At 60.1% G+C, this 17,506-nt stretch carries 12 protein-coding genes; 7 read left to right on the top strand and 5 right to left on the bottom strand.

Annotated features, from left to right (window positions below; all coding sequences use genetic code 11):
* Positions 1-23: 23 nt before the first annotated feature.
* The 3 genes from C4J90_RS20145 to C4J90_RS20135 all read right to left on the bottom strand — a co-directional run bounded on the left by C4J90_RS20145 (position 24) and on the right by C4J90_RS20135 (position 2,916).
* Complete coding sequence (locus tag C4J90_RS20145) at positions 24-602, bottom strand: Bro-N domain-containing protein (RefSeq protein WP_124420658.1); 579 nt, start codon at positions 600-602, stop codon at positions 24-26.
* 311 nt (positions 603-913) lie between these two features.
* Positions 914-2,164, bottom strand: coding sequence for a ribonucleotide-diphosphate reductase subunit beta (locus C4J90_RS20140; protein ID WP_124364060.1), 1,251 nt, complete (start codon positions 2,162-2,164; stop codon positions 914-916).
* A 482-nt stretch (positions 2,165-2,646) separates the two neighbouring features.
* The gene (locus C4J90_RS20135) at positions 2,647-2,916 is read right to left on the bottom strand and encodes a DUF2790 domain-containing protein (protein WP_124364059.1); all 270 of its coding nucleotides are present in this window, start codon (positions 2,914-2,916) and stop codon (positions 2,647-2,649) included.
* 398 nt (positions 2,917-3,314) lie between these two features.
* Between C4J90_RS20135 and acs the strand changes: the two genes are divergently transcribed.
* Positions 3,315-5,270 (top strand): acetate--CoA ligase, encoded by a 1,956-nt coding sequence (acs, locus tag C4J90_RS20130; protein ID WP_124368069.1) that lies wholly within the window; start codon positions 3,315-3,317, stop codon positions 5,268-5,270.
* A gap of 384 nt (positions 5,271-5,654) precedes the next feature.
* Here acs and C4J90_RS20125 read toward each other — a convergent pair whose 3' ends face one another.
* Positions 5,655-5,912: a hypothetical protein gene (locus tag C4J90_RS20125; RefSeq protein ID WP_124364057.1), complete on the bottom strand. Its 258-nt coding sequence runs from the start codon at positions 5,910-5,912 to the stop codon at positions 5,655-5,657.
* A gap of 42 nt (positions 5,913-5,954) precedes the next feature.
* Between C4J90_RS20125 and C4J90_RS20120 the strand changes: the two genes are divergently transcribed.
* The 6 genes from C4J90_RS20120 (at position 5,955) to C4J90_RS20095 (ending at position 11,311) form a co-directional block, all read left to right on the top strand.
* On the top strand, positions 5,955-6,740 hold the full coding sequence (locus C4J90_RS20120) for an ABC transporter substrate-binding protein (RefSeq protein ID WP_124420657.1): 786 nt from the start codon (positions 5,955-5,957) through the stop codon (positions 6,738-6,740).
* Between the two features lie 92 nt (positions 6,741-6,832).
* A complete protein-coding gene (locus C4J90_RS20115; RefSeq protein ID WP_124420656.1) occupies positions 6,833-7,522 on the top strand; it encodes an ABC transporter permease in 690 nt (229 codons plus the stop codon).
* Positions 7,519-8,217 carry an ABC transporter permease gene (locus C4J90_RS20110; protein ID WP_124364055.1) on the top strand — a complete coding sequence of 233 codons (699 nt, stop codon included), beginning with the start codon at positions 7,519-7,521 and terminating at the stop codon, positions 8,215-8,217. The genes C4J90_RS20115 and C4J90_RS20110 overlap by 4 nt, the downstream gene beginning before the upstream one ends.
* A gap of 1 nt (position 8,218) precedes the next feature.
* On the top strand, positions 8,219-9,331 hold the full coding sequence (locus tag C4J90_RS20105; protein WP_124420655.1) for a succinylglutamate desuccinylase/aspartoacylase family protein: 1,113 nt from the start codon (positions 8,219-8,221) through the stop codon (positions 9,329-9,331).
* Between the two features lie 27 nt (positions 9,332-9,358).
* Positions 9,359-10,123 (top strand): ABC transporter ATP-binding protein, encoded by a 765-nt coding sequence (locus C4J90_RS20100; protein WP_124371612.1) that lies wholly within the window; start codon positions 9,359-9,361, stop codon positions 10,121-10,123.
* A 207-nt stretch (positions 10,124-10,330) separates the two neighbouring features.
* A complete protein-coding gene (locus tag C4J90_RS20095; RefSeq protein WP_124364053.1) occupies positions 10,331-11,311 on the top strand; it encodes a GlxA family transcriptional regulator in 981 nt (326 codons plus the stop codon).
* Between the two features lie 10 nt (positions 11,312-11,321).
* Here C4J90_RS20095 and C4J90_RS20090 read toward each other — a convergent pair whose 3' ends face one another.
* Positions 11,322-17,225, bottom strand: coding sequence for a dermonecrotic toxin domain-containing protein (locus C4J90_RS20090; protein ID WP_124420654.1), 5,904 nt, complete (start codon positions 17,223-17,225; stop codon positions 11,322-11,324).
* Positions 17,226-17,506 lie beyond the last annotated feature (281 nt).

The following is a 17,506-nucleotide window of genomic DNA, read 5'->3' as shown; positions in this document are numbered from 1 at the left end:
GTAGGATTCGGCGGTCGTTCGCGTTAGTAGTTTCGCTGCTTCATTCGGAAAGGTTGAGTGACCTTGCGCCACCACGGAGTCCTTGCTGACTCTTTCCGGTAGGTTCGATTAACCAACAGATATGGCATGTCTCTGAGGCGGATCCAGCCTTCATCCTGCCAGTGCAGCAAGTTCAACGACATCTCCGGCCAGTCCAACATGCTCAATAGCGGTCGTTCCACCGTTCGGGGTTGGTGCTCGTCACGCAACGTCGGGACGACTTCATGAGTGAGCCAACTCCGTAACAGCCTGTTCTCTGGGGCGTAGTGATAGACCAGCAGTGCATATGCACCGGACTCGCTGACCATCAGCATCTCTTCCGGTTGACCGTGGAACAGCAATTTCAAGTATTGCCGTTGATCGGCATCGAGCTTACGAGTCGTTCGTTCATCCAAGCAGTAACCCATCAAGCGCCCGAGATCCCGCGCACAGAACCATGGTTGGTTTTCTAAAAGGAGGGCGTGTAGAGGAAGATGATGTCTGGTGAACACGACAGCAATAGAAGGCTCAGGCATTACTGCATTCTTGGCCGCCGGTAAGTCGAGCGGATATGGGTTAGGCATTTCCTATGACCTCTACGTGATTTTCAGGAGGGCTAGGGCCCAACGTAGAGAGCGGATTCAAGAAACTCCAACAGGCTCGCCATCAATGCAGCATTACACCCACATGACCAAAGATCAGGCGGATTTCTACTGTTCGATCAGGGCTAGCGTCTACGTTGGGCGTTTCTTAGGCACCGGCAGACGAGGCTATCAGTATCGAAATTCGCATCAATCATTTTGTGGATGATCAAGGTGTAAGACACTTCCTATTCATGGAGGCGTAAAAAAGCCCTGAACAAGTCAGGGCTTCTCAAGTTTGCTTAGCTTGGGAATCAATCCCAGCTCAACGCCCCACCCGTCTGATACTCGATCACACGGGTCTCAAAGAAATTCTTCTCTTTCTTCAAGTCCATAATCTCGCTCATCCACGGGAACGGGTTGGTCGTGCCTGGGTACTCTTCCTTCAACCCAATCTGCGACAACCGACGATTCGCGATGAACTTCAGATAGTCCTCCATCATCGCTGCATTCATGCCGAGAACGCCGCGTGGCATGGTGTCGCGCGCATATTCGATCTCCAGCTGCGTCCCTTGCAGGATCATCTGGGTCGCTTCTTCCTTCATCTCGGCATCCCACAAATGCGGGTTTTCGATTTTGATCTGGTTGATCACATCGATACCGAAGTTCAGGTGCATCGACTCATCGCGCAGGATGTACTGGAACTGCTCGGCCACGCCGGTCATTTTGTTGCGGCGGCCCATGGAGAGGATCTGGGTGAAGCCGCAATAGAAGAAGATGCCTTCCAGCACGCAGTAGTAGGCGACCAGGTTGCGCAGCAGTTCCTTGTCGGTGTCGACGGTGCCGGTTTCGAACTTCGGATCGGAGATCGAACGGGTGTACTTCAGGCCCCAGGCGGCCTTTTTGGCCACCGATGGAATCTCGTGGTACATGTTGAAGATCTCGCCTTCATCCATGGCCAGGGATTCGATGCAGTACTGGTAGGCGTGGGTGTGGATCGCTTCTTCGAAGGCCTGGCGCAGGATGTACTGGCGGCACTCCGGGTTGGTGATCAGGCGGTATACGGCCAGCACCAGGTTGTTCGCAACCAGGGAGTCGGCAGTGGAGAAGAAGCCGAGGTTGCGCATGACGATGCGGCGTTCGTCGTCGGTCAGGCCTTCGGGGTCTTTCCACAGGGCGATGTCGGCGGTCATGTTGACCTCTTGCGGCATCCAGTGGTTGGCGCAGCCGTCGAGGTATTTCTGCCAGGCCCAGTCGTACTTGAAGGGCACAAGTTGGTTGAGGTCGGCGCGGCAGTTGATCATGCGTTTTTCGTCAACGGCGACGCGGGCGGAGGCGCCTTCAAGTTCGGCGAGGCCTTCGGCGACGTCGAGTTTGTCCAGGGCAGCCTTGGCGCGCACGATGGCGGCGGAGTCATTGGCGGTGACGGCGCGGGCTTCGATGGCGGCAGCAGCGCCGGCACCGTCGAGGCGGTCCATGTTGGCTTCGGTGGCGTGGCCGGCGTTGGCGCCTTTGGTGGCTACTTCGCCTTCTTCTTCTTTGTCGAATTCGTCCCAGCTCAGCATGACGTGTCGTCTCCTGCGTGAGGGCTCAAAGGTGCCCGTGTGAAACCGGATGGTTGGGTATTCACACGGCCCTCGGGCCGCGGTGGATCTTAAGGAATCGTTTGTTGCAGCAGCTAGCGCAGGCATTAAACGCAATTGGGCTACGGGTTCTGCATGAGGCTTGAGGTGCGGAGCGGCGGGGCTTGCTCCAGCGGAGGCCTCAGGTCTGGCTCTTCGTCCCTGTGTAAAGGGATATTGCAGGCCCGATTTACCCGCGCATTATAGGGAAAAATTCGGGTTTGTGTTGTGGCGGATTGTCCCGGTGAGCGGACAAAAAGGCTGCTATTTGGGCCAGGGCGAGGGTTTGCAGGGGGTTGGCGGGGTAGGAAGTTTTTGACGGGCGGTGGGATGTTTTTTTGTGGAGGGGAGGGCGGTGGATTAAGGACCGGCTCTTTGCCGCAAGAACGATTTCTTGCGGCGAACAAGAATCCACTAACCAATAATCAGCCGTTAGAGCAGCCGTTACCCATTACATGATAATTAAGAATATGACGTTGACCTTGCGAATCCTCATATTCCATCTTCGCCGGTACAACTTCGCATACTTCCGGGATGTTGCTCATGGAGACTACTTTAGCGACGTCCAAGTGGGTGCTGTAGGTATAGTCCTCAACAATCGGGGCGTTCTGGCCAGCCAGCTCGGTCGGGGCCTCGTCGGCCAGGGCGGCGGTGGCGCATAGGCTGCTGAGGGCTAAAACTAATAACGCTTTCATTTCTCTATTTACCTTCTTCAGGGCGAAAGGGGTCACGGGGCCCTTGTGAGGCCGCGTGTGTAACTTGAGAGTTGGGAAGTTCGGATTAACGTTGCCTTCGTGGGGGCTGTTGCGGTGTTAATCTCGGTGTCGTGTTGACGGGGTTGATTCTAGGCCTGCGGCTTATATTCATATACCCGTGGTTTTGATAAACACTTTTGGCAGTTTTTGTAACAATCCCCCGATGAAGGTTTTTTCAGAAACCCGCGAAGCGCCACGGGGCGCGGGCCAGAGCGGCAGTTGGGCATAGCTGGGTAATTTGTAGGGTCTTGTTACTACCATCGTCGAATGGTTCTATAGGCCCACCCCGGCTACAACAGGGGCCATACAACAACAACTATGTCACCGAGGTAAGAAAGATGAGTGCGGCTTCCCTGTACCCCGTTCGCCCCGAAGTAGCAGCCAACACGCTGACCGACGAGGCGACCTACAAGGCGATGTACCAGCAATCGGTGGTCAATCCCGATGGTTTCTGGCGCGAGCAAGCCAAGCGTCTTGACTGGATCAAGCCTTTCACCACGGTGAAGCAGACGTCGTTCGACGATCACCATGTCGACATCAAGTGGTTCGCCGATGGCACCCTGAACGTTTCCTACAACTGCCTGGACCGTCACCTCGCCGAGCGTGGCGACCAGATCGCGATCATCTGGGAGGGCGATGACCCTGCCGAGAGCCGCAACATCACGTACCGCGAGCTGCATGAACAAGTCTGCAAATTCGCCAACGCCCTGCGCGGCCAGGATGTGCATCGCGGCGACGTAGTGACTATCTATATGCCGATGATCCCCGAAGCCGTGGTCGCCATGCTCGCCTGTACCCGCATCGGTGCGATTCATTCCGTGGTGTTCGGCGGTTTCTCGCCGGAAGCCCTGGCCGGTCGCATCATCGATTGTAAGTCGAAGGTGGTGATTACTGCCGACGAAGGCATCCGCGCCGGTAAGAAGATTCCGCTGAAGGCCAACGTCGATGACGCGCTGACCAACCCGGAAACCAGCAGCATCCAGAAGGTCATCGTGTGCAAGCGCACCAATGGCACGATCAAGTGGAACCAGCATCGCGACATCTGGTACGAAGACCTGATGAAAGTGGCGGGCACCGTGTGTGCGCCCAAAGAGATGGGCGCCGAAGAAGCGCTGTTCATCCTCTATACCTCCGGCTCCACCGGCAAGCCGAAGGGTGTGCAACACACCACCGGCGGTTACCTGCTGTATGCAGCCCTGACCCATGAGCGCGTGTTCGACTACCGCCCCGGCGAAATCTACTGGTGCACCGCCGACGTGGGCTGGGTCACCGGCCACACCTATATTGTCTACGGCCCGCTGGCGAATGGCGCGACCACCTTGCTGTTTGAAGGTGTGCCGAACTATCCGGACATCACCCGGGTGGCGAAGATCGTCGACAAGCACAAGGTCAATATTCTCTACACCGCGCCCACCGCGATCCGCGCCATGATGGCATCGGGCACCGCCGCCGTTGAAGGCGCCGATGGCAGCAGCCTGCGCCTGTTGGGCTCGGTGGGCGAACCGATCAACCCGGAAGCCTGGGACTGGTACTACAAGAATGTTGGCCAATCCCGTTGCCCGATTGTCGACACCTGGTGGCAGACCGAAACCGGCGGCAACATGATGAGCCCGCTGCCGGGCGCCCATGCGCTCAAGCCGGGTTCAGCGGCGCGGCCGTTCTTTGGCGTGGTGCCGGCGTTGGTGGACAACCTCGGCAACCTGATCGAAGGCGCGGCCGAGGGCAACCTGGTGATCCTTGATTCGTGGCCGGGCCAGGCGCGTACGCTGTTTGGCGACCATGACCGTTTCGTCGATACCTACTTCAAGACCTTCCGTGGCATGTATTTCACCGGCGACGGTGCGCGGCGCGACGAGGACGGCTACTACTGGATCACCGGGCGTGTGGACGACGTGTTGAACGTGTCCGGCCACCGCATGGGCACGGCCGAGATCGAAAGCGCCATGGTGGCACACCCAAAAGTCGCGGAAGCGGCGGTGGTCGGCGTGCCGCATGACATCAAGGGGCAGGGCATTTATGTCTATGTCACTTTGATCGGTGGCGAAGAGCCGACCGAACAACTGCGCCTGGAGCTGAAAAACTGGGTGCGCAAGGAAATCGGCCCGATTGCCTCACCGGACGTGATTCAGTGGGCGCCAGGCTTGCCGAAGACGCGTTCGGGGAAAATCATGCGGCGGATTCTGCGCAAGATTGCCACGGCGGAGTATGACGGGTTGGGGGATATCTCCACCCTGGCCGACCCAGGGGTGGTGGCGCATTTGATCGAGACGCACAAGACCATGAACGTCGCGTAAGGCGGGGTTGGTGGGAAAGAGCCCCATTCGGCGCAGGCCGGGTGGGGCTTTTTCATACGCTCTCGAAAACACTAAAAATCAATGTGGGAGGGGGCTTGCTCCCGATAGCGGTGGGTCAGTTGATACAGCTGTCACTGACCTGCCGCTATCGGGAGCAAGCCCCCTCCCACATTTGGATTGCATTTCAAGGCATGTACAGCTGCTGCCTGCATAGCCAGCTGGCAAATAAATATCGGTTTGCACAGTAGGACGTTTCTGAATGTTACCGGTTAACGCAAATGTGTAACCCCGCGCCCAGGCATGAGGCAAACGGCTACGCTCACGCCCAGGAAAACCGCATTTCAGACACCCTTTGAAATAAGATTAAACGCCACCCTTGCCGTGCTAGAAGGGTTTGCGAATAATAGGCCCGCAATTTGCAGCATCAGCTGGTTTAATATCTTTTGTCTCTGCATAAAATTCAGAGGCTGTCAATGAGTTGGAACCGCTTTCTCGGTGCTTCTGTAAATTGTTGTCGCATTGAGGAAATATCGGCTTCCAGCCTGTCGTTAGAATGCCGATCACTCGCTCGTCGTCGCTGGCACGCACTGGCGCAGGACGCTGCACCGCTTTCGGTTTCACCTTCGCCGCATCGTGGGCCATGGCTCATACTGCTGTTTTGCCCTATACCGATGGAGTCCCAAGATGAAGAAACTCGTGCTGTTGGGCGCCCTGGCGCTGTCCGTGCTGTCCATGCAGGCTTTCGCTGAAGGCAAACCGCTGAAAATTGGTATCGAAGCCGCTTACCCTCCGTTTGCCTCGAAGGCGCCGGATGGCAGCATCGTCGGTTTTGACTACGACATCGGCAACGCCCTGTGCAAGCAGATGGACGTGAAGTGCACGTGGGTCGAGCAGGAATTCGATGGCCTGATCCCGGCGCTGAAAGTGCGCAAGATCGACGCGATCCTGTCATCCATGTCCATTACTGAAGACCGCAAGAAATCCGTGGACTTCACCACCCGCTACTACCTGACCCCAGCTCGCCTGGTGATGAAGGAAGGCACTGCCGTCAGCGACAGCCTGGATGAATTGAAAGGCAAGAAGATCGGTGTGCAGCGTGGTTCGATCCATGACCGTTTCGCCAAGGAAGTCCTGGCACCGAAGGGCGCCACCATCGTTCCCTACGGCACCCAGAACGAAATCTACCTGGACGTGGAAGCCGGTCGCCTCGACGGCACCGTGGCCGACGCCACCCTGCTGCAGGACGGTTTCCTGAAAACCGACGCCGGCAAGGGCTACGCGTTCACAGGTCCCGCGTTCACCGACGTCAAATACTTCGGCGACGGCGTAGGCATCGCGGTTCGCAAAGGCGACAAGGAAAACCTGGAGCGCATCAACGCCGCTATCGCCGCGATCCGTGCCAACGGCGAATACAAGAAGATCCAGGACAAGTACTTCGACTTCGATATTTACGGCGCTGATGCCAAGTAAATAGTCGCAGCTGTCTGTCCGAAATGGCGCAAGCAACAGAACACTCTGAAGTTTGCGCCATTTTTTCATCCCCCTTTTCGAGGACCTGAATCATGTTGAAAGGCTACGGGGCCGTCATCCTCGATGGCGCATGGTTGACGCTTCAGCTCGCCTTGTCGTCCATGGCCCTGGCCATTGTTCTGGGTCTGATCGGGGTCGCGTTGCGCCTGTCGCCGGTGCGCTGGCTGGCGTGGCTGGGCGACCTGTACTCCACGGTGATCCGCGGGATCCCCGACCTGGTGCTGATCCTACTGATTTTCTACGGTGGCCAGGACTTGCTTAACCGCGTCGCGCCGATGCTCGGCTTTGACGAATATATTGACCTGAACCCCCTGGCCGCCGGTATCGGCACCTTGGGTTTCATCTTTGGCGCGTACCTGTCGGAAACCTTCCGCGGCGCCTTCATGGCCATTCCCAAGGGCCAGGCCGAGGCCGGCCTGGCGTATGGCATGAGCAGCTTTCAGGTGTTTTTCCGGGTAATGGTGCCGCAGATGATTCGGCTGGCAATCCCCGGGTTTACCAACAACTGGCTGGTACTCACCAAGGCCACCGCGCTGATTTCAGTGGTGGGCCTGCAAGACATGATGTTCAAGGCCAAGCAGGCGGCCGACGCCACCCGCGAGCCTTTTACCTTCTTCCTCGCAGTGGCGGCGATGTACCTGGTGATCACCAGCGTGTCGTTGCTGGCCCTGCGCTATCTTGAGAAGCGCTACTCGGTAGGCGTAAGGGCGGCTGATCTATGATCTTCGACTACAACGTCATCTGGGAGGCCATGCCGCTGTACCTTGGCGGCTTGCTGACCACCCTGAAACTGCTCGCCATCTCGCTGTTCTTCGGCTTGCTCGCCGCCTTGCCCCTGGGCTTGATGCGCGTGTCCAAGCAGCCGATCGTCAACGGCGTGGCGTGGCTCTACACCTATGTGATCCGCGGCACGCCGATGCTGGTGCAGCTGTTTTTGATCTACTACGGCCTGGCCCAGTTCGAGTCCGTGCGGGAAAGCTTCCTGTGGCCGTTGCTGTCCAGCGCCACGTTCTGCGCGTGCCTGGCGTTCGCGATCAACACCAGCGCCTACACCGCCGAGATCATCGCCGGCAGCCTCAAGGCCACGCCCAATGGCGAGATCGAAGCGGCCAAGGCCATGGGCATGTCGCGCTACAAGCTGTACCGTCGCATCCTGTTGCCGTCGGCCCTGCGCCGCGCGCTGCCGCAGTACAGCAACGAAGTGATCATGATGCTGCAGACCACCAGCCTGGCCTCCATCGTCACCTTGATCGACATCACCGGCGCCGCGCGCACGGTGAATGCCCAGTACTACCTGCCGTTTGAAGCCTATATCACCGCCGGCGCGTTCTACCTGTGCCTGACGTTCATCCTGGTGCGCCTGTTCAAGTTGGCCGAGCGCCGCTGGCTGAGCTACCTGGCTCCACGGAAGCATTGATATGGAACGTATCGATCACCTGCTGCCCTGGGGCCACCTGGGTTGTGAGCGCCAACTGAGTGTGTTCCGTTTCGGCAGTGGCGAGCGCAAGGCCTATATCCAGGCCAGCCTGCACGCCGATGAGTTACCCGGCATGCGCGCCGCCTGGGAGTTGAAAAAACGCCTTACCGACCTGGAACGCCAAGGGGCGCTCAATGGCGTGATCGAGTTGGTGCCCGTTGCCAACCCGATGGGCCTGGGCCAATTGCTGCAGGGCAGCCACCAGGGGCGTTTCGAGATTGGCAGCGGCAAGAATTTCAACCGCGATTTTGTTGAGTTGAGCGCGCCCGTCGCTGAGCGTCTGCACGGCAAACTGGGCGATGACCCCCACGCCAATGTGCGCCTGATCCGTCAGGCCATGAGCGACGTGCTCAGCGCCTTGCCGCCGCCGAGTAGTCAGTTGCAAGGCATGCAACGCATTCTGCTGAGCCATGCCTGCACCGCCGACATCGTCCTCGACCTGCACTGCGACGCCGAAGCCGCGCTGCACATGTACGCGCTGCCTCAGCACTGGCCGCAGTGGCGTTCGCTGTCGGCGCATTTGAATGTGAAGGTCGGCCTGCTGGCGGAAGATTCCGGTGGCAGTTCGTTTGACGAGGCGTGTTCGCTGCCGTGGCTGCGCTTGTCCCGGGCGTTCCCCGAGGCGCAGATCCCGCTGGCCTGTCTGGCGACAACCCTGGAGTTGGGCGGCCAGGCCGACACCGGCCGCGACGAGGCGATCTTCCATGCCGAGGGCATCCTGGCGTTCCTCGCCGAACAAGGCTTGATCAAGGGCGAGTGGCCCGCGCCGCAGCACGAGGCGTGTGAAGGCATGCCCTTCGAGGGCACCGAGTTGCTGTTCGCACCCCACGCCGGCGTGATCAGTTACCTGCGTGAAGCCGGTGACTGGGTTGAAACCGGCGAACCGATTTTTGAAGTGATTGATCCTCTGACCGACCGCGTCAGCATCGTCTGCGCGGGCACGTCCGGGGTGTTGTTCGCCGTTGAACGGCTGCGTTATGCCCAAGCGGGTTTCTGGCTGGCCAAGGTGGCGGGGCGCGAAGCGCTGCGTCACGGGCGCTTGCTCAACGACTGACCACCTGTTTTTGTGAGAACCGACCGCATGTACAAACTTGAAGTCCAAGACCTGCATAAACGCTATGGCAGTCATGAAGTGCTCAAAGGCGTGTCCCTGGCCGCCGCTGCCGGTGATGTGATCAGCATCATCGGCTCCAGCGGTTCGGGCAAAAGTACCTTTTTGCGCTGCATCAACCTGCTCGAGCAACCTCACGCCGGCAAGATTCTGCTCAATAACGAAGAGCTGAAACTGGTCGCGAACAAAGACGGCGCCATGAAAGCCGCCGACCCTAAACAACTGCAACGCATGCGTTCGCGCCTGTCCATGGTGTTCCAGCATTTCAACTTGTGGTCGCACATGACCGCGCTGGAAAACGTGATGGAAGCGCCGGTGCATGTGCTTGGCATGTCGAAAAAAGACGCCCGTGAGAAGGCCGAGCATTATCTGGCCAAGGTTGGCGTGGGCCATCGCAAGGATGCGTTCCCTGGCCACATGTCCGGCGGCGAGCAGCAGCGCGTGGCGATCGCCCGTGCCCTGGCGATGGAGCCGGAGGTGATGCTGTTCGACGAACCCACCTCGGCCCTCGACCCGGAGCTGGTCGGCGAAGTGCTCAAGGTGATGCAGGATTTGGCTCTGGAAGGCCGCACCATGGTGGTGGTGACCCACGAAATGGGTTTTGCCCGTGAGGTGTCGAACCAGTTGGTGTTCTTGCACAAAGGCATCGTCGAAGAGCGCGGCAATCCGCGTGAAGTGCTGGTGAATCCGCAGTCTGTGCGTCTTCAGCAGTTCCTCTCCGGCAGCTTGAAATAATCCACTTCACTGGAGACGCTGCACCCTGTGGGAGGGGGCTTGCTCCCGATAGCGGTACATCAGATACACATTTGCTGACTGATCCGCCGCTATCGGGAGCAAGCCCCCTCCCACATGGGATCTTCATGGTTTTTGAGATTTGTGTTGGTTTACGGGCTAGCATTGGCCTTTGTCTTCATTACCGTTACTCGCTTCGGATAGCCTTCCATGACCGCCCATAAAATTGGTTTCCTGATTTGGCCCAGCACAAAAGCACTCACGCTTGCGCTGGCTGAGGAGGCCTTGCGCGTTGCTCAGCGGGTGCATCCGGACGTGGTCTACGAGCTGTCGTTTTTGCTCGCAGAGCCGGCCACCGAAGGCGCCTGGCAACTGCCGGGCGAACCGTGGGCCGGCAAGCTGGAAGGCTTCCAGAAACTGTTCCTGCTGGCCGACGAGCCGCCGACCGTCATTGCTTCCCAGCTCAGTTCGGCGCTCAAGCAGCTGGTGCGCGCCGGTTGTGTGATCGGCGGTTTGTCGGCCGGTGTGTACCCGTTGGCCCAGCTCGGCCTGCTCGACGGCTACCGCGCCGCCGTGCACTGGCGTTGGCAGGATGATTTTGCCGAGCGTTTCCCCAAGGTCATCGCCACCAGCCATCTGTTCGACTGGGACCGTGATCGCCTGACCGCCTGCGGTGGCATGTCGGTACTCGACCTGATGCTGGCGGTGCTGGCCCGTGACCACGGCGCCGAACTGGCCGGTGCGGTCTCCGAAGAACTGGTGGTGGAGCGCATCCGCGAAGGCGGCGAGCGCCAGCGCATCCCGCTGCAAAACCGCCTGGGTTCCAGCCATCCGAAGCTGACCCAGGCGGTGTTGCTGATGGAAGCCAATATCGAGGAGCCGCTGACCACCGATGAAATCGCCCAGCACGTGTGCGTGTCGCGACGACAACTGGAGCGGATCTTCAAGCAGTACCTCAATCGCGTCCCCAGCCAGTACTACCTGGAACTGCGCCTTAACAAAGCCCGCCAGATGCTCATGCAAACCAGCAAGTCGATCATCCAGATCGGCCTGTCCTGCGGCTTCTCCTCGGGGCCGCATTTTTCCAGCGCCTACCGCAACTTCTTTGGCGCCACCCCGCGTGAAGACCGCAACCAGCGGCGCAGCAGCAGCCCGTTCGAACTCTCGTCGGTGCCGTCCGAGCGCGGCTGAGACGCGCGGTTTATTCCTCCATCGGTACCGGTGTACCTGGAACCTGCAGCGCCACGCCGAACTCGTCGAACATCGCTTCGTCTACGCCCAATTCGTAACCGGTCTGGCGATAGTAGTTGCGCAGCAGCGTGATGCTTTGCTCGGACAACGGGTTGCCGCTCAAGTCGGAATCGTCATCGAGCGGCAGGGGCATTTCCAGCAGATCGCTGGGTAATTCCACGATTTCGTTATCACTCAGGTCCACGACGCGCAGGCGGTCGAGGCTGAAGAGCCCTTCAGGCACCAGTGTCAGCCCGCAGCGATGCAGGTAGACCGACGTCAGTCGTCCCAGGTTGCGAACATCAGGTGTCAGGCTCAGCGGGTTGTCACTCATGTCCAGGTACTCCAGGTGGACCAGGCGTGAGAGCTGCTCCTTGCTCTCGGGCGTCATGCGAATATGGTTTTCTGCCAGCTTGAGGTCGCGCAGGCGCCCGAGTTGGAACACTGTGGCGGGGATGTCTCCCAGTGTGTGGCGCTCCAGGGTCAGGCTGATCAGGTTGGGAAAGCACCTGAGCAAGCCATCGACCTGTTGATTGGTACCGTCGCCGATGATCTCCAGCAGGCTGACATGGTTGAAGCGCGCGGTCAGCGCCGGCAGATCCCCCAATAATTGCCCGTGAAACACCAGCTTGTAGCGGCGGCGGGTAACGCCGTTGGAGTCATCCAGTTCGCCCTCCCGGCGCCAACAGCGTTCGAGCAGGTCTTTGAAGTGCAGGCGACGGATCTGCTCTTGCGCTCGGGTGTCTTCGTCCAGCGGAGTATCGAGCAAAGGATCCCTTTGCGGAACGTCCAGGGCCCAGGCCTGCAACCGGGTTTGCATCTGCTGATATTCGTCGCCCAGGCGCGCGATTTCGGGGGCGGCGGCGTTCAGGTCGCCGGGCAGTTGGAAGTACAGACGGCTGGCTTCGCGCCTGTCGAGCGTCGGATACAGCGCCTGTAACTGCTGCAGCTGTGGTTGAGGTGCCTGGACATTCCAGTGTTCGGCGGTGACTTGGCAGTAGGCTTTCAGACGTTCCAGTGTTTGTCGGGACAGTGGGTTACCGGATAGGTCAAAGGCGGCGCTGAGGGTGGCGGGCAGCCCGAAGCCTTGTGCGGGGATGTGCTCGACGGCATTGAGGCTCAGATCCACCCGTGTCCGCACGACGGTGCGGGAGAGCAGCGCCAACGGGATCTCCCGCAGGCCGGTGTTGCTGAGCGACAGGCTGCCCAGGTTTGTCAGGCGATTAAAGTCCGGCAGCCAGCTCAGCCGATTGTTCGCCAGGTCCAGGTGTTTGAGCTGGGTCATGCCGGACAGCACCTGGGCGCTGACGGGGTTGAGTGTAAGGCCGCAGCGGTCCAGGCGCAGATGGGTTAACTGCGCCAGTTGGGGCAGGGACTTGGGCAGATGACCCAGGGCGTAGCGTTCGATGGACAGCCGCTCCAGCCGAGGGAAGCTGCGCAGGAAGTTCCCCAGTTGCACGGTGGCGCCATTGCCGGTCATTGCCAGTGATGAGATGTGGGTGAGCGGCGTGCGCAGGGTGGGGATATCGCCGTTGATGGGGTATGGCAGCCTGAGGTTGTAGCACGGGTGGTTCCCATGGGCATGTTCATCCAGTTCGGTTTCCCGGCGCCAGGCCGCCTCAAGCATGTCCACGAACAGTGAGCGATAAGTGCGCTCCTGGGCGGAGGCTTGCGTGTCTTCAGCCCACGGCAGCAGGTCTTGGCGAATCCTGAGATAGTCGACTTCCAGTTGCGCCAGCGCGGCGCGGCCAGCATCCAGGTCCCCCGGCAGCTCGAAGATGAGCTGGTTGATGTCATCGTCGCTCAGGGTGGGTAACAGGCGTCTGGCCTGCTCGATGTCTGCGCGGGGGGCGTCAATCTCCCAGCGGCCGCCGGTCCTTTGGTGGTAGGCCTTGACCCGTTGCAGGGTCATTCGCGATAGCGGGTTGCTGGAGAGGTCGAATTTGCGGCTGGTGGCAACCGGCAAATCAAACAGCGCTGCCGGCAGCTCGTGGATCTGGTTATTGGAAAGCACCGCCAGCTCCAGCTCGGGCCGATTGAGTATGCCCGCTGGGAGCTCGCTGATGCCGGTACGGCTCAGGTCCAGGTCTTGCAACTGGGGCATGTTGGCGACGCTGGGGGTGAGGCCCAGGGGGTTGTTGTACAGGTCCAGGGCCACCAACCGGGTCATACCGCCCAGGGCTGCCTGGCTTTCTTCGGTCAGCGTGATGTTGCAGTCAATTAATATCAGTGCGTTGAGGTGGCGCAGTTGCGGAATGCTCGGGGCAAGGCGCCCCAGGGAAAAACGGCTGACGTTCAGGTGGCGCAACCGAGGGAACAACTGCACAAAATCGTTGATCTCCAATGCGGTGCCTTCGCCCCTCATTTCCAACAGAGTGATGTGCTCGAAGCGCGCGGTGAGCAAGGGCAGCTCGCCGTAGATGGGCATCGTCAATTGCAATGTATGGCCATTGAGGGCGAGCTGCTCATGATACGGATCGATATCGGTTTCCTGACGCCAGCCGCGCCTGATCTCCTGAGCCCATAGCGCGCGATTGCGCCGGGCGTATTGATACTCCTGGGGCGTGAGCAGTATCTCTGTCACGGGGTGGAAGGGCGACGTGGTGTGCTCCCAGACGGCCAGGTCGGTGTCCAGTTTGTTGTATTCGGCTTGCAGCGTGATCAGGCTTGACAGGGCGCCATCTGGCCGACCTTCCAGGGTTTGTATCAGTTCGCTGATCTGCTCCCGGTTGAGGCTGGGAAGTAGATGGTGAGCGCGCTGTTCCAGGGTCGGTTCCGGTGCAGCTGATGGCCCTGCGCGATAGCCTTCCATACCGCCGCGCAAGCGCATGACCTTGGGGTCATAGGTGGGCTTGCGGTAAGTGTCCTTACCCAGCAATGCGCGCAAGCGGTCGCGCCCTATTACATGTTCGCCTACGGCCTGGCGCAGGCGTTCGCCTTGAGCGATGTGGATGTTCAGGGCGTCGCGCTGGTTGTCCGGGATGGCCTGGAGAATGGCGGTGTAGAAATCGCCGTCGCCAAATACCGGGCCTTTTTCATCGACAGGGGTGTAGCGGCCTGTGTCTGTATGGATGATGGTTCGTTTGAGGGGCGCATCCTCGGCCCCGACGGCCTCCAGCAGTGGGCCGTCGACCCGGTATTGGCGCACTTCCAGGCGTAGGTTGCCCAACCATCCGGGCAGGCGTTCCAGCGACAACAGGGTGAGCAGGTGTGTGTCCGGGTTGTCGACGGCGTCCAGGTACAAGCCTTCATAGGCGCGGGTGGTGCGCACATCCAACTGGGCCGCGGCGGCCTGCGCGACAATCTGTGGCGGTACCTTGCCCTGGTCGATGGCCCGCCACTCCTCCCCGCTGGCATTGGCCAGCAGCTCCTCGGCTACAGCGGTGGGGAGGCCGGGTTCTGGCGCGGCATCGATGATCTTTTGCAGTGACGGGCTATGGACGCGTTCTGCCGTGCGGTAGTGCGAGTCGAACAGGGAGAAGCGTTTGTCGTAGGCCTGGCGCGCGATTTTTTTGCGCAAGGCCGCAACGCGCAGGTGGGTGTGAGGTGCTGGTTGGTCGGCGGGTTCTTCCAGCAGTAACTTGCGTTCAGGTTCGGTCAGGCTTTCCAGCAGAATGTGCAATAAATCGCCCTTTTCCAGTTGGGCTTCGTGGACCTGCACCACGCTGGCGCCGGGTTGGCCGGCAAATTCCCATTGGGTATTGCCGCTGTCGTCCAGAAAACGCAAGGTCCTGGAGGCTGGCCACAGCTCGTGATAGGTCAAGACCTGCAGCTGGGTCTGGGTATCCGCCTGGCTGAAAACCGTCGGATCGTCGCTGTTCATCTGGGCGATGAAGTCTTGCAGGGCCTGGTCGATCTGGAAGCGCTTGAGCGTATCGGCCAGCAGGGGCGGTGGTGTTTGCTGGCCCAGGTGCATCTTGCGCAAGGCGTTGTCGTGGGTGCCGCTGGCGCTGCGTGCCTGTTGCAGCCGAGCGGGGCTCAGGCCCTCGGCCGGGTAGCCGAGGCGTCGCATCAGGGTGGCGCTGTCCCAGCTCAGGGGGTGTTCGACTTCGGTGAGCCATGCACCCTGGCCGTTGGTCATGGCCCGTGGCTGGTAGGCGGACGGCCGTGTGGGATGGAGCAGGAAATAACGCTGGCTGGCGGGGTCCTGCCCGACGTTATAAAGGTGCTCGCCCAGGGGCAATACGCACTTGGCGTTGTAGCGGTACAGGCCTTGCGGGTCGGGGCGCACGGTCTTGGGCAGCGTCAATGTATGGCGATAGGGCGCCAGGTCCGGCTTCCACAGGCGCTGGTTTGCGTCGGGCGTCGTCACCGGTATAAGGCCGTCGATAAAACGCTGGCTGGCGGCGGGCAATGCTTTGCGCAGGAGGTCTTGGGCGATGGGGATTCCCTTGGCAAACAACCCCAATTGCACCAGTTGCTCGACGAACGCCAGCGTGTGCCCGAAGGCTTCACGCGTCAGGCCTTCAGCCCAGTCGATAACCCCTTCAAAGGCTTCGTCCAACAGTTGATAGGCGGTATAGCCGAGCGTCAGCAGGCCCAGGGGCAGGACAAAGGGGGTGGCAATCAAGGCTGCCACTTGCAGGACCACCGAGGCGATTTTCTTCACCAGGTCCCAGCGCTCCCAGCGGGCCTTGCGGTTGACGCTTGCGGTGGACACGGCTTGGCTGCCTGCGTCGTCGAGCAGCTTGCTCAACTTCATCTGGTGCAGGTGCTGGAACAGGGGCTGCTGGATGGCGATGCCGCGAAATTGCAGATCGGGCCGTTCGACGTCGGTTTTGCGCCAGCTGGGCAAGGGGTCGCCCGGTGTATGCGGATGCCAGGTCACTTCGCTCAAGCGGCCGGTGAGGTCGGCGAAAAAACGTCCCAGGTCGGCGTGGCTGACGAAACGGCTGAAGAAGTGCTGGAAATCCGTGGAGCGCAGCCGCGTGGTGAGCGCCTGAATAAAGGCCTGGGCGCTGGCGTATTGCTTGATCGGATGTTGCGGGTCATCGGGGATATAGGCGATCACCGGTACGGCTTCACGGCTTGCCTCCAGATTCTGCGCAAACAGCACGATGCCGGTCAGGCGGCTGGACATGATCACCAGTTCATGGGCGACCAGGGTCGAGAGGTTATTGCCGCGATCAATCAGGCCATGGACCGCGTCATACCCGGCTTGCGTGATATCACTCTTGAGGAGCGCCATGTACAACGACAGCTTGAGCGCGCTGGCCTGGGTCTGTTCCACGCGGGTTTGCAGGACGGCCTTGGCCACTGGGTTGGTCATCCCCAGGTAATCTTCGAGGTAGTGCTGGTAGCGGCCACCGATATCGAGGTCGCGGCACAGCGTGGCGAATTGCGCGGTGCTGATTTTTTCGGCAATCGCCGGCAGTGTCTGGAACTGCCCCACGGCATTGGGCTGGGTGCTGAAGCCGGAATTGCGTTCATAGGCATTGGGTTTCGCCTCATCCGGTTCGAAGTTGTGCAGGGCTGCGTTGAGCAGGGACACACTCCAGGTGCGCGAAGCCCCGGCTTTCACGCGAAACCCGGCGACGGTCAAGGGCACGTAAAGCTGCAGCCAGGTGCTGCGCACATCCAGGTCAAGACCGTATTGGCGCTTGAGCGCCGTTTGCAGCAACTCGGCGCCAAAGGTTTCCGCGCTTTTGAGCCCGGCCAGGGCTTTGTCCAGGCGATTCTGATGGGTCCAGGTCTCACCGTTGAGGCGCTTGAGTTCTTTGTGCTGGGCCGCGCTGGCGTGCGTGTACCAGTCGGGAAAGTTCGGCGAATGCTCGCCCAGGGCGGTGCGCCGGGCTGGCGAGGCGTCGCCCAGCCACGGGGGAACGGCCTGCATGAGGATGGCGAGGTGGGCGTCGGGGGTGGCGCGGTGCGGCATGGGATCGATCCTTGACGGTGTTGGTTTGTTTCCAGCAGACCAGTCGAGGCTCGATTAACGGCGGTAGATAGTTGGCGCGGTGTGCTTCGGCCAATTTGCGAAGATCACCTGCCCATGGAGCGGGCGCACGGTTTAAACTGCGCCATTGCGACGCTATTTGTCGCATTGGCGTAAACCCGCGTAAAACGCGGGTTGGCGCTATAAGAAGTTGTCGCTTGGCGGCAAGGCCGCACTGAAAACTGTCCTTACAATCCCTGCATCGCCCGCCAGTTCCAGGCAGG

Origin of the sequence: Pseudomonas sp. R2-60-08W (assembly GCF_003852335.1) — a bacterium.
GTDB lineage: Bacteria > Pseudomonadota > Gammaproteobacteria > Pseudomonadales > Pseudomonadaceae > Aquipseudomonas.
This window is presented reverse-complemented; position numbering and strand designations above follow the sequence as displayed.

Coding starts and splice junctions, on each gene's coding strand:
- C4J90_RS20145 (WP_124420658.1), bottom strand. CDS start 602: ATGCCTAACCCATATCCGCTCGACTTACCGGCGGCCAAGAATGCAGTA.
- C4J90_RS20140 (WP_124364060.1), bottom strand. CDS start 2,164: ATGCTGAGCTGGGACGAATTCGACAAAGAAGAAGAAGGCGAAGTAGCC.
- C4J90_RS20135 (WP_124364059.1), bottom strand. CDS start 2,916: ATGAAAGCGTTATTAGTTTTAGCCCTCAGCAGCCTATGCGCCACCGCC.
- acs (WP_124368069.1), top strand. CDS start 3,315: ATGAGTGCGGCTTCCCTGTACCCCGTTCGCCCCGAAGTAGCAGCCAAC.
- C4J90_RS20125 (WP_124364057.1), bottom strand. CDS start 5,912: ATGGCCCACGATGCGGCGAAGGTGAAACCGAAAGCGGTGCAGCGTCCT.
- C4J90_RS20120 (WP_124420657.1), top strand. CDS start 5,955: ATGAAGAAACTCGTGCTGTTGGGCGCCCTGGCGCTGTCCGTGCTGTCC.
- C4J90_RS20115 (WP_124420656.1), top strand. CDS start 6,833: ATGTTGAAAGGCTACGGGGCCGTCATCCTCGATGGCGCATGGTTGACG.
- C4J90_RS20110 (WP_124364055.1), top strand. CDS start 7,519: ATGATCTTCGACTACAACGTCATCTGGGAGGCCATGCCGCTGTACCTT.
- C4J90_RS20105 (WP_124420655.1), top strand. CDS start 8,219: ATGGAACGTATCGATCACCTGCTGCCCTGGGGCCACCTGGGTTGTGAG.
- C4J90_RS20100 (WP_124371612.1), top strand. CDS start 9,359: ATGTACAAACTTGAAGTCCAAGACCTGCATAAACGCTATGGCAGTCAT.
- C4J90_RS20095 (WP_124364053.1), top strand. CDS start 10,331: ATGACCGCCCATAAAATTGGTTTCCTGATTTGGCCCAGCACAAAAGCA.
- C4J90_RS20090 (WP_124420654.1), bottom strand. CDS start 17,225: ATGCCGCACCGCGCCACCCCCGACGCCCACCTCGCCATCCTCATGCAG.